Annotated in this window: 15 protein-coding genes; 9 read left to right on the top strand and 6 right to left on the bottom strand. The window is 68.4% G+C overall.

What is annotated here, in order from left to right:
• Window positions 1-43: 43 nt before the first annotated feature.
• From CMO28_RS09075 to mbnC, 9 genes are all read left to right on the top strand, one after another.
• Entirely contained in the window at window positions 44-412 is a 369-nt protein-coding gene (locus tag CMO28_RS09075) for a hypothetical protein (RefSeq protein WP_296712779.1), read from the top strand.
• Window positions 405-929, top strand: a complete 525-nt coding sequence (locus CMO28_RS09080; protein WP_062761497.1) for an ImmA/IrrE family metallo-endopeptidase — start codon at window positions 405-407, stop codon at window positions 927-929. Before CMO28_RS09075 ends, CMO28_RS09080 begins: the two co-directional genes overlap by 8 nt.
• Before the next feature lie 92 nt (window positions 930-1,021).
• Entirely contained in the window at window positions 1,022-1,459 is a 438-nt protein-coding gene (locus CMO28_RS09085) for a DUF2946 family protein (protein WP_296712782.1), read from the top strand.
• 135 nt (window positions 1,460-1,594) lie between these two features.
• On the top strand, window positions 1,595-3,673 hold the full coding sequence (locus CMO28_RS09090) for a TonB-dependent hemoglobin/transferrin/lactoferrin family receptor (protein WP_296712783.1): 2,079 nt from the start codon (window positions 1,595-1,597) through the stop codon (window positions 3,671-3,673).
• Between the two features lie 13 nt (window positions 3,674-3,686).
• Window positions 3,687-4,544 carry an MbnP family copper-binding protein gene (locus tag CMO28_RS09095; RefSeq protein WP_296712785.1) on the top strand — a complete coding sequence of 286 codons (858 nt, stop codon included), beginning with the start codon at window positions 3,687-3,689 and terminating at the stop codon, window positions 4,542-4,544.
• Complete coding sequence (locus tag CMO28_RS09100) at window positions 4,541-5,659, top strand: methanobactin export MATE transporter MbnM (protein ID WP_296712786.1); 1,119 nt, start codon at window positions 4,541-4,543, stop codon at window positions 5,657-5,659. The genes CMO28_RS09095 and CMO28_RS09100 overlap by 4 nt, the downstream gene beginning before the upstream one ends.
• 168 nt (window positions 5,660-5,827) lie before the next feature.
• Window positions 5,828-5,917, top strand: coding sequence for a methanobactin (gene mbnA / locus CMO28_RS09105; protein WP_082828188.1), 90 nt, complete (start codon window positions 5,828-5,830; stop codon window positions 5,915-5,917).
• A gap of 90 nt (window positions 5,918-6,007) precedes the next feature.
• A complete protein-coding gene (mbnB, locus tag CMO28_RS09110; RefSeq protein ID WP_416370964.1) occupies window positions 6,008-6,814 on the top strand; it encodes a methanobactin biosynthesis protein MbnB in 807 nt (268 codons plus the stop codon).
• On the top strand, window positions 6,807-7,412 hold the full coding sequence (gene mbnC, locus CMO28_RS09115; protein WP_296712792.1) for a methanobactin biosynthesis protein MbnC: 606 nt from the start codon (window positions 6,807-6,809) through the stop codon (window positions 7,410-7,412). The genes mbnB and mbnC overlap by 8 nt, the downstream gene beginning before the upstream one ends.
• On the opposite strand, the gene CMO28_RS09120 is transcribed toward mbnC, so the two are convergent.
• The 6 genes from CMO28_RS09120 to hisI all read right to left on the bottom strand — a co-directional run bounded on the left by CMO28_RS09120 (window position 7,413) and on the right by hisI (window position 11,851).
• A complete protein-coding gene (locus CMO28_RS09120) occupies window positions 7,413-8,045 on the bottom strand; it encodes a 2-dehydro-3-deoxy-6-phosphogalactonate aldolase (protein ID WP_296712794.1) in 633 nt (210 codons plus the stop codon).
• Between the two features lie 42 nt (window positions 8,046-8,087).
• A complete protein-coding gene (locus tag CMO28_RS09125) occupies window positions 8,088-9,002 on the bottom strand; it encodes a 2-dehydro-3-deoxygalactonokinase (protein ID WP_296712795.1) in 915 nt (304 codons plus the stop codon).
• A 73-nt stretch (window positions 9,003-9,075) separates the two neighbouring features.
• A complete protein-coding gene (locus tag CMO28_RS09130) occupies window positions 9,076-10,440 on the bottom strand; it encodes a ferredoxin reductase family protein (protein WP_296712797.1) in 1,365 nt (454 codons plus the stop codon).
• A 128-nt stretch (window positions 10,441-10,568) separates the two neighbouring features.
• Window positions 10,569-10,937, bottom strand: coding sequence for a histidine triad nucleotide-binding protein (locus CMO28_RS09135; protein WP_014746880.1), 369 nt, complete (start codon window positions 10,935-10,937; stop codon window positions 10,569-10,571).
• A 100-nt stretch (window positions 10,938-11,037) separates the two neighbouring features.
• A complete protein-coding gene (locus CMO28_RS09140) occupies window positions 11,038-11,412 on the bottom strand; it encodes a phosphoribosyl-ATP diphosphatase (RefSeq protein ID WP_296712801.1) in 375 nt (124 codons plus the stop codon).
• Complete coding sequence (hisI, locus tag CMO28_RS09145) at window positions 11,393-11,851, bottom strand: phosphoribosyl-AMP cyclohydrolase (RefSeq protein WP_296712802.1); 459 nt, start codon at window positions 11,849-11,851, stop codon at window positions 11,393-11,395. The genes CMO28_RS09140 and hisI overlap by 20 nt, the downstream gene beginning before the upstream one ends.
• Between the last annotated feature and the right edge of the window lie 71 nt (window positions 11,852-11,922).

Consider the following 11,922-nt stretch of genomic DNA (forward strand, 5'->3'; position numbering starts at 1 on the left):
AACGGAAACTGCCCTCTCGTAGATCCTGAGGGGGGAGGCGAGCTTGGACTCGATCGAGGCGGCTGCCGGCGCCGTTCTGCGCAATGCACCCCAGTTCAGTTCGGTGGAGACCGCCACGATCGTCATGACCGCGGCGACCATCGTGCTCGGGGCGGTGGCGCTTCTGATAGCGGTGGTGGCGCTGTTCGGTGCCACCTATATTACTCGCAAGGCGACACGCCAGGCGGAGATGGTTGCCGAGAAGGCCCTGGGCAGCGCCGTCAGGGCCTATCTTGACGGTCCCGAATTCCAGGCGCGCATGGCGGCTCTGATCGACCGCGGAATCGCGGGGGTTGCCTCGGCCAATGTCGTTGCCGCAGAAGAACAGAGACCGGGCGCGCCCGGACCTCAGGAGACCATGTCGGATGATTGAAGATGCCGTGCGGGAGTGGCCTGCCGCCTTGGATGCGCCGGTCACTGCGGACGTGGCGGTGCCCGACGTCGTGTCCCGCCATCAACAGTCGGCACCGGTCAAGATCGTTGCGCTGGCACGGGATCTTGGGCTGCGGGTCTGGACCGAGCCCTTGCCGGAGTCGCTTTCGGGCAAGCTGGTGCGGGATGCCGAACGGGGCGGCCCCTCGGGCTGGGCGATCGTGGTCAATGCGCGGCATGTCAAAGTCCGCCGCCGTTTCACCATTGCCCATGAAATCGCGCATTTCCTGCTGCATCGGGACGTCGCCACAGGAGGTGTTCAGGACGATGCCTTCTATCGCAGCCATCTCTCAGGGGCGATCGAAACCGAGGCCAACCGTTTCGCGGCGCAGCTGCTGATGCCCTGGCCGTTGATCCGGGCGCTCAACAGCGAGGGCGTGACGGAGATCCGCGATCTGGCGACCCGGCTGGAGGTCTCTGAAACCGCCATGCGCATCCGCCTGGGCCTGCCCACCTGAGGGGCGCCCTCTGCGACGATGGGTCGCATGGTAGAAAATACCTGTGCGCAGGACGCGAGCCGGTGTAGCGTCATCGGATGCAGCATCGCCGGGTGTCATATCCTCATCGGACCACGGGGCCGCGCGGTCGGCTTCGGGAGCGGCTGCGCCGGGCGGGGCTGCTCGCGGGCGCGCTCGCCTTCCTGTTCCAGATGATGATCTGGTCGGTCTATGCCCCGGCCATGGCCTTCGGGCTGCTGACGCCGATCTGCACCGCCGAAGGCGTGCGGCTGGTTCTGGCCGATCAGGTCGGGGACGACCGGCCCGCAGACACGGATGCCGATGGCCGGCCCGATCAGGCCGTGCCGTCGGCCGATGATTGCCCGCTCTGCCTGCTGGTGCAGGGCAGTTCCACGCCGCCGCTGCCGATCCTGGCGCCGGCCCCCAGGCTGGTGCGGCTCCACGATGCCCCCCCTCTTCCCGGCGGGCTGATTGCGGCCGGCTGGTATCTGGCCACCCTTAAGGCCAGGGCACCCCCGATCGGGGCCTGATCCGACCTTCAAGAGCTGCCCCTGTCGGCCGCCTGTCCGGTGGCTGGACGGGGCGTCCGGTCCGGCAGGCCCCTGGCTGCGCGTCCATCCGCGCCCGGGCCGCCGGCTGCCCGCCCGCTTTCGGATCCGCACCCCATGACCCGACCCGCCGCACCCGTGCTGCGCGGCCGGCTGCCGCTTGCCGGCACCGCCGCCGCCACCCTTCTGCTGGGTATCACCGTCCAGCCCGTCCCTGCCCATGCCGAAGAGACCGACGCCTCCGGAGCGGAAGTAAAATCCGCCCCGATCAGCCGGCTTGAGGCGATCACCGTCACCGCCACCCGCACCGAAGCCACAGCCTTCGATCTGCCGGCCTCCGTCAGCCAGATCGATCGCACGGCGCTGGATGATGTCCAGGCCGCCGACCTCACCATCCTGCGCCGCCTGCCCAATGTCGACATGGGGGGTGGTCCACGCCCTGCCGCGCAGAACCCGTCGATCCGCGGCTTCATCGGCCCGCGGATCATCCTGTCGGTCGACGGGGTGCGGCGGAACAACGAGGGCGGCGTGCTCTCGCCGCTGCTGATCGATCCCGACATGATCGGCGCCATCGACGTGGTGCGCGGCCCGGTTTCCGCCAGCTATGGCAGTGGCGGGCTGGGCGGCGTGATGGCGATCCGCACCCTGGAGCCCGAGGATCTGCTGGCGCCGGGGGAAACCACCGGCGGCCGGGCGAGCCTGGGCTGGCGGAGCGGCAATCACGCCTTTTCAAGCCATGTGGCCGGCACCACCCGTACGGTGGATGGCGACCTCCTGGCGGCGCTGACCTATCGCAGCACCGACAACATCCGCACCGGCACCGGCGACAAGCTGGAGAACGAGGGCGATCTGCTCTCGGGCCTGTTCAAGGGCGGGCTCGACCTTGGCCCCGACCATCGGATCGACATCTCGTATCAGCGCTTCGACGATGATCTGACCGGGCCGAACAATCCCGGCGGCAGCGCCCTCTTTCCCTATTCGCAGCTGCTGGAGCGTCGCCAGGACCAGTATTCCGGCCGCTGGTCCTTCGCCGATGCGGACCGCAGCTGGCTGGACGGCAGCCTGCAGCTCTATTACACGAAACTGCGCTTCGACACGACGAGCCGTGAAACCCCGCCCTTCGACGCCACCTCGACCGAAACCGAGACCCGCGGCCTGTCGCTTCAGAACACCAGCCGGTTCGAGACCGGGGCGGCGCTGGCGCATAAGCTGACCTATGGCGTCGACCACTATGTCGACACCAATACCAACCGGACGGCGGGTTCGGCGAATGTGGTGCTGCCGGATGGCGATCTGACCGCCACCGGCGTCTTCATCCAGGACGAGCTGACGATCTTCGAGGACTGGACCCTGATCGGGGCCCTGCGCCACGACCGCTATGAAATTGATCCGGAAGGCCAGGCATCCTCGTCCCACGACCGGCTGTCGCCCAAGGTGGCGCTGCACTGGCAGGCAACCCCGGTGCTGGGCCTGTTCGTCGGCTATGGCGAGGCCTTCCGCGCGCCGACCCTGGCCGAGATGTATCCGAACCTGACCGCCACCCGGGCGCTGTTCAACTTCATCCCCAACCCCGAGCTTCAGCCCGAGACCGCGCATACCACCGAAGCCGGTTTCACCCTCGCCTTTGACGATCTGGCCTTGCCGGGCGATGCGCTTCGCTTCAAGGCGACCGTGTTCCATGAACGGGTCGACGATCTGATCGACAGCCAGGTGGTCGGCACCTTCACCCGCACGCCGCCCTTTTCCGGCACCGGGCTGATCTTCCAGCGTCGCAACGTCGCCGAAGCGAAACGCCGCGGCATCGAGGCCGAGGCCAGCTATCAGGCGGGACCCGTCGATGTCTCGATCGCCTATTCGAAGCTGCGGTCCAAGGATGCCGATACCGGCGCCCAGCTCTATGCGCCGCCGGACAAGGTGGCGGCCGGGATCGGCTATGCGGTGAACCAGGACTGGCGGGTCTGGTATGCCGGCATTTATGCGGCGGCGCAGGATTACGACTCGACCCCGCTCCGCCGGCGCAGCGGCTATGCGGTGCATGATCTGGGTGTCGCCTTCGATCGCGACTGGTACCGGCTGGACGTGGCGGTGACCAACCTCTTCGACGAGGCCTATGTCACCTACCGCCAGTCGCTGGCCGAGACCTATGCCTACGAGGAAGGCCGCAGCGTCAATCTGCGCCTGACGGCACGGTTCTGAGGCGGAGGGGCCGATGATGACCTGCCGCCTTACCGGCCTTGTCACCCTTCTGCTTCTGCTTGCCGCCGGGCCTGTCCTGGCGGCGGAGCGGAGCGTCACCATCGGCTTCGGCATCGTTGCAGGGGCGGCGCCGGTCGACTGCGCCACCCCTGCCGCGGCGCTGGGCAGGCCTGCGGTTGCAGCCGGCCTGCGCGATGGCCGCTTCTATGTCCACGACCTGGCCCTGATCGATGCGGCCGGCAAAGCCTGGCCGGTCATGCTGGACGAAACGCTCTGGCAGCATGACGGCGTCGCCCTGATCGATGCCGAAGACGCCACCGGCGCATGCCGCGAGGGCACGCCCGAGACCAATACCCGCGTCACCGGCCGGGTGGATGACGGGGCCGGGGCCGGCCCCTGGCGGTTGGCCTTCACCCTGGGCGTGCCACAGCGGCTGAACCATACCGCCACCGATCTGGCGCCGCCGCCGCTGGATCTGGCGGCGATGGGCTGGGGATGGCAGGCCGGGCGCAAATACGTGAAGCTGGAACTTGTGCCCGAGGGCGGGGTGGCACGGCCGGATGGCGGCCGGGCCGGCACCTGGTTCCTGCATCTGGGCGCCACCGGCTGCACCGGCAATCCGGTCACCGGTGAGATCGTCAGCTGCGACCGGCCCAACCGGCCGGGCGTGGTGACTGCTCCCTTCGACCCAGCCCGCGCGCGCGTGGTGCTGGATCTGGCGGTGCTGTTCGCCGCCACCGACCTTGCGCGCGACCAGGGCGGGGCGGTGGGCTGCATGAGCGCGCCCGACGATGCCGATTGTGCGGCGGTTTTCGAACGGCTGGGGTTGGCCGGGGGCGTCGCCACCGCCTTTCGGGTGGTGGAGAAATGATCCGGCGGTTGCTGGCCCTGGCCGCGGTCTGGCTGGCGGTGGTTGGCGGTGCCCGTGCGGAGGGCTGGGTCTGGGATCTGCCGGCCCATGTCCCGCCGCCGCGCGTGCCGGCCGACAATCCGATGACCCCGGCCAAGGTGGAGCTTGGCCGGCGGCTGTTCCACGACCCCAGACTGTCGGGCAACGGCAGGCTCGCCTGTTCGGGCTGTCATCTCCAGGCGCTGGGCTTCGCCGATGGCCGCGCCCATCCGGTGGGTGCCACGGGCGATGTGGTGCGGCGCAATGCCCAGGGGCTGGCCAATGTCGCCTGGAATGCCAGCCTGACCTGGGCCAACCCGGCGCTGGTGACGCTGGAAGCGCAGATGGCCGTGCCGCTCTTCGGCACCGATCCGGTGGAGATGGGCCTGACCGATGCCAATCGCGAGACGGTGCTGAACCGTTTCCGGTCCGATCCGGAAATGGTCGCGGCCTTCCGGACCGCTTTCCCCGAGATGGCCGCGCCGGTGAGCCTGACCTCGATCATCCGCGCGATTGCCAGTTACGAACGCAGCCTGGTCTCGTTCTCGTCGCGCTATGACCGCTGGCTGGCGGGCGAGGAGAGCTTTACCGAGGCCGAACGGCGCGGCCACGACCTGTTTTTCGGCGAAAAGGCCGAATGCCATCACTGCCATGGCAGCTTCAACTTCAACGATCAGGTGGTGCACGCGCGCAGCCGCGTGGTCGACCGCGCCTTCCACAACACCGGGCTTTATGACCTGGACGGGGCCGGCGCCTATCCGGCGACGGATCGGGGGCTGAACGAGATGACCGGCCGGGCGGAGGATATGGGCGCCTTCCGGGCGCCATCGCTGCGGAATGTGGCGGTGACCGCCCCCTATATGCATGACGGCAGCGTCGGGACGCTGGAAGAGGTGCTGGAGATCTACGCCGCCGGCGGCCGGCAGATCACCACCGGCCCGGATGCCGGCGACGGCCGGCGCAATCCGTGGAAGAGCGATCTGATCGTGCGCATCGATCTGGATGCGCGCGACCGCGCCGATATCGTCGCCTTCCTGAAGACCCTGACCGACGCGCAGTTTCTGACCGACCCACGGCATGCCGCGCCCCAGGATTGAGTCAAATTTAAAGACTCGTGGTATGGTGAAAATACGAGTCGACTCAACATCAGGATAAACATAGAGTCCTGAAAGCATCTTAAGACCGATACGGGTCTGATGCGTACGTGAAGACCGGATGAATACATCATTCGGACCCCATGATTATTGTCAAAAGGAGACGCTCTCATGTCGATCAAGATCAGCGCCCGCAAGACCCTGCAGATCGCCGGCCGCGCCGGTGCGCGCTGCGCCACCATCTGCGCCGTCGCCGGCTGAGCGGGTGCGGGCATGTGGGGAGCGGCCATCCGGCCGCTCCCCATCCCCGATACCATTCCTGACGATATGCCCGACGACGGAGGTGCCGCCTTGCGGATCGGCTTCAACTTCACCCTGGGGGCAACCGCACCGATGGTGCGGCGGCTGATTGCGGCCGGGCGGATCGACTATGTCGAACTGCTGGTCGACAATTTCCTGGCGGTGCCGCCGGCGCAGATCGCGGCCGCCTTCGATGCCCCGGTCGGGCTGCACATCATGTTCTCGAAATTCATGGAACGGCCCGAGGCGGAGCTGGACGAGCTGGCCCTGCGGCTGACGGCGATCATCCGCGAAACCCGGCCGATCTATGTGTCGGACCACATCGCCCGCTTCACCCATCAGGGCCGGCATCTGCTGCATCTGGCCGAGATCGATTATGCGGGCGAGTTCGAGCGGGTGGCGGACCGGGTGGCGCGCTGGCAGGACCGGCTGGGCTGCACCATCGCTTTTGAAAACTATCCCTCGATCATGGATGGCGGGCGGGATGCGCCGGATTTCTTCCGGCGCCTGACTGCACGGACCGGCTGCACGGTGCTGTTCGACGTGTCGAACGCGGTCTGTGCGACCCATAATTGCGGCCTGCCGTTCGAGGCCTGGACAGAGGTGATCCGCAGCGCCCGGCAGTTTCATGTCGCCGGCTATGACCACTCGGTCGGCCAGCCGCCGATCGTGCTCGACACCCATGACCGGGCGCTGGCGGCCGATACCCGCGCGGCCCTGGCCCTTTGCCGTGCGCTGGTGACCGACCCCGAAGCCACCATCACCTATGAGCGCGACGACGACCTGGACGAGGATCGGATCATCGCCGATATCGATACGCTGCGTGCGGTGATGGGGCGGGAGCCGGCCCATGTCTGAGCGGCGGATCGACAACGACCTGCTCGACCATCTGACGGTGCCGGCCCGGCATGACGAACTGGGCGTCGGCTCGCGGGCCTGGGTGAGGGTCGATACCAGCCTCAGGATCTACTGGCACACCCTGTTCGACATCTGCCCGGGACTGTTGAGGCTGGACGGCGAGGATGGCCAGCTGTCGGACGGCCAACCGTCGAACGGCATGAGTATCTTCCGTCCGTTCATGGCCTTTGCGGCCGAGCGCGGGCTCAGTTTCGACTGGACGTATTATCTTTGGGTGGATGTCTGGCTGCAGGGCTCAGGGTTTCGCGACCGGGTGGATGACGACCTGCGCCTGACCCTGATCGGGGCGGCGGCGGCACGCTGGGCGGTGACCGACCGCAGCCCGGCGGTGGGGCTGGTGATCGGCACCCGGAGCGCCGATCGCGGGGCCCTGCCGCTGGTGGTGGGCTGGAAGCCCGCCGATCTGGAAAGCGGGCGCGAGATCGAGACCCTGGAGCTGGAAGACCCCCTGCCCGATCCGACGACCCCCTTCGGCTGGTTCACGACCGCCAGCCGGTCGCTGGACCATTTCCCCGGCTGGCGGGATCTGCCGCTCTGATCAGCCGCCCCGGTCGGCATCATAGGCCGCGATGGTGGCGTCGGCCCGGGCACGAACATCGGCGGCACTCATGCCCGGTTTGTAGAGGCTGGTGCCGAGACCGAAGGCGGTGATGCCGGCCCGGATATAGTCGGCGAAATTGCGGTCGGACACGCCGCCCACCGCGGCGATCACCAGCTCGGGCGGCAGGACCGCGCGGATGGCGGCGATGCCCTGGGGGCCGAGCACGCTGGCCGGGAAGAATTTGAGGCCGGTGGCGCCGGCGGCCGCGGCGGCGAGCGCCTCGGTGGCGGTGAACACGCCCGGCATCGAGACCATGCCGAGACCATGGGCGGTGCGGATCACCACCGGGTCGCAGTTGGGGGTGACCAGCAGCCGGCCGCCGGCCTGGTGCAGGCGGGCGACATCGGCCGCCGTCAAGACCGTGCCGCCACCGACGATGACATGCGCGGGCGCCAGTCGCGCCGCGATCCCGATCGAGCGGAAGGGGTCGGGCGAGTTCAGCGGGATTTCGATCGCGGTCAGCCCGGCCTCGATCAGCTCCGACACCACGGCTTCGGTCTCGTGGGGCTGGATGCCGCGCAGGATGGCGATCAGCGGCCGCGCCATCGGCGGAAAGGGAATGCGATCCATCAGGCAGGTCTCCGTCGGTGGGCCCGGTCAGGTGTGTGGCAGTCAGGTCCGGGATGGCCAGATGCTGCGGGCGGCAAGCGAGAGGCCGCCCAGCACCGCGGCATCGGCATCGATCACCCGATGGGTCAGGCCCGCTACGCCGAGGGCCTCGCCATAGAGCCGGGCAAGGCGGCCCGCGGCGATCAGCACCAGTTCGCCGCCGTCGGCGACATGGCCTCCGGCGATTTCGAGCCCGATCAGGCTGCCCGAGATGGTCTCCCGCGCGGCGGCGGCGCCCCGGCCGAACAGCAGCTGACCGCCGCGAACCTGGAACAGCAGGTTCGCGATCCGCGCCGGTGCGGCGAGGACCGCGGCGACGGCCTGGCGGAAGGCCTCCATATCCTCGTCGTCGGGGGCGTCGGCCACCGCATGGGCGAGGATGGTGTGGCCGGTGACGGCGGCAAAAAGCTCGCCGGTCATGAAGGTGCTGAAGGCGCTGAGGCACCCCTCGGCGACCCGGCCCCATTTCGAATGGGTGCCGGGCATGCAGAGGGTGGCGGTTTCAAGGTCATGGGCGGCAAGGGCGCCCAGGATCTGGGTCTCCTCGCCGCGGATGACGTCGGGGGCGGCCGGGTCGCGTCGGGCGATGCCGGGCAGGATGCGGACGTCGCGGGCGATGCCGGGCACGCGCACCGCGCCGGCCGCGATCCCGGCCAGCCGGGCCGGGGTGTCGACATAGCCGGCCTCGACCCAGCCCTGGCGGGCGCCGACCATGCCGCAGGCGAGCGCCGGCACGGTGGCGGGCACGCCCAGATCGGCGAGGTGGCCTTCGAGCACCGCCTCGAAACCGGTTGTGGCGGCCGTGGTCATGCCTTCGGCGCTGCGGCGTTCGGCGAGCACCCGGCCGTCATGGCCGATCAGCCAGAGCCGGAAACTGCTGGTGCCCCAGTCGAGGGCGATGAAGGCTGCGTCATACATCAGGTCACCATGCCGCTGGGTCAGGCAGGCAGGGCACGCGCCCCGACCCCCGGATGCTGACCCGTCCGGCCGCTCAACGGAAGCGGAAATCCTCGGCGATGATCCGGTCGGGGGCGAGGCCCTCGGCCAGGAACTGGCGGGTCATGTCGCGGACGAAAGCGGGCGTGCCGCAGAGCATGACGGCGATGCCGTCATCGAGCGGCCGCACGGTTTCCAGCACCCGGGCGGCGGTCAGCCGGCCGCGATCGGCGGTGGTCCACAGCTCGTAGTCGATCCAGGACTCGGCCTTGGGCACGGTCTCGCGGATCTCGGCATCATAGGGGGCATGGGCGGCATCGCGGGCCAGATACCACAGCCAGACCCGGCGGAAATCGTCGTTGACGGTTTCAAAGCGCAGCATGCCGAGAAAGGGCGTGATGCCGATGCCGGCGCCGATCCAGATCATCCGCCGATGCCGGCCATGGCGATGGGGCGAGAAGCCGCCGAAGGGGCCGAAGACATCGATTGGATCGTCGGGCGCGAGCGTGACCAGCCCACGGGTGAAATCGCCCGCCATGCGGATCGAGACCCTGAGATCGCGCTCTGCCGGCGAGGAGGAGATGGAGAACGGGTGCAGTTCCGCAAGGCCGGGCCGGGCGATGAACACGAAGGTACCCGGCTCGTAGATCATCCGCCGGGCGGTGGGGCGCAGCACCAGATCGAGCGTGTCGTCGGAGACCTGCCGCAAGGCCCGCAGCCGATAGGGGTAGCGCGGCGCCAGCCGCCGGTAGAGCAGCACCCGCCAGACCCAGGCCCCCGTGCCGGTCAGCACCAGCACCCACATCCAGAAGCGCAGCGGTTCATAGGCCCGGATGGTCGGGCCGGCGCCCAGGGCATGGGCGGCGGTGGCGATGAAGATCGGCCCCAGCAGGCCATGCAGCGACAGCCAGCGTTCGTAGCGCAGCCGGCCGCTATAGGCGAGCCCGGTCCAGAGGATCACCACCCAGAGGATCAGGGCGTTGAAGCCTGCGGCCCCACCGGACCAGAAGGGGATCAACAGCCCCGCCACCGAGCCGTCCGGCCTGAGTTCCGAGGGGATGTAGAGGGCGACATGCACCAGCACCAGGCCGATGGCGATGGGGCCGAGCTGACGGTGCAGCCGGACCGCGCGGTCCAGCCCGCCGAACAGCGGTTCTATGCTGCGGGCCCGGGCGGTGGAGAGCAGCAGCACCGCCATCAGGGTGATCGACCAGGCCGAGAGCAGCAGGCTGGGCGGCCGCCAGTCCGGCAGGGGCCCCGTATGCAGAAGATCGCCATGCAGAAGATCGCCGTGCAGAGGAGCGGCCTGGAGCATCGCCGCCCGCCCCAGCCCCCAGAGCAGGGTGGTGACGGCGAGGGCTGCCAGGGTCAGCCACCATCCCGGTGCCACGGCGGCCAGACGGCGCCGGACCTTTTTCAATCTGCCGCTCATTTCCCTCTACCCGTCTGGCCGTATCCCGTTTGGCCGTTTGGCCGTCTGGCCGTCTGGCCGAACGGAAAACGGCGGACACCAGGGGTATCCGCCGTTGCGTCAGGCCGGTCGCACCGTCAGCCGCGGGCGTCGGGCAGCATCCGGCCCAGCGGCCGGCCGCCGATCACATGCACATGGAGGTGCGGCACCTCCTGATGGCCATGGGCGCCGATGTTGGAGATGATCCGATAGCCGGTTTCGGCGACGCCGGTGATACGGGCGATCTCGCCCACCACCTTGAAGAAGTGGCCGACCACCTCGGGCCCGGCGCCGGCAGTGAAATCGTCGAGCGAGACATAGGCGCCCTTCGGGATCACCAGCACATGGACATCGGCAAGCGGCCGGATGTCGCTGAAGGCGAGCACATGCTCGTCTTCGTAGACGGTCTTGCAGGGCAGCTCGCCGCGCAGTATGCGGGCGAAGATGTTGTTCGGATCATAGGCCATGGGAGGGCGGCTCCGGATGGACGGTCTGAGGTCGGCCGCCATGTTCCGGTGTGCCGCCCCGGTTCGTCAACCCTGGCGGCCACCCCCGGCTCCGATGCCTTCAGTTCTTGCGGTTCTTCTTCTCGTCGATGCCCGAACGGCCCTCGCGGCGGCCGAGCGTGGTCATCACATCGGCCGGGTCGAGGCCGGCATCGGCCCAGAGCACCATCAGGTGGAAGAGCAGATCGGCGCTTTCGTCGATCAGCGCGTCCTTGTCCTGGGCGACCGCGGCGATGGCGACCTCGACCGCTTCTTCACCCACCTTTTGGGCCATCTTCAGCCGGCCCTTGCCCAGCAGCTTGGCGACATAGGAGCTGGACGGATCGGCCCCCTTGCGCGACCGGATGGTGGTCACAAGGCGGTCGAGCACGTCCCAGTCGGTCTGGCCGGCGGTCTCGTTCTTGGTCTTGATGGGTTCAGTCCGTCCGTCGGCCATACAGCGTCTCCGGGTCGATCTCTGGGGTCATGATGGTGGTGATGTCGCCGGTCTCCGGGTTCACCTCGTCGAAAAAACAGCTCCGCCGGCCGGTGTGGCAGGCGACGCCCTGCTGGTTCACCAGCAGCAGCACCGTATCGCCGTCGCAGTCGATACGGAACGCCTTCAGGTGTTGCATCTGGCCGGAGCTTTCGCCCTTGCGCCACAGCCCTTTGCGGGACCGCGACCAATAGACGCCGCGGCGGGTGGCCAGCGTCTCGCGCACCGCCGCCTCGTTCATCCAGGCCATCATCAGGACCTCACCGGTTGCGGCATCCTGAGCGATGGCCGGAACCAGACCGTCGGCGTTGAAATGGATGCGCGCCACCGCCGCGTCGAAACGGTCCGCAGCGCCGGTCGCGGCCGGCACGGTCGCATCGGTGTCGTGGGTGGAGCACATGGGATGCGGTTCCTTGGAACAACAGGGGGAAAATTATGACAGTTGCGATCTGGTTCCAACCAGATACGCAT

The sequence above is a fragment of the Tistrella sp. genome, assembly GCF_002684955.1.
Classification (GTDB): Bacteria; Pseudomonadota; Alphaproteobacteria; order Tistrellales; family Tistrellaceae; genus Tistrella; species Tistrella mobilis.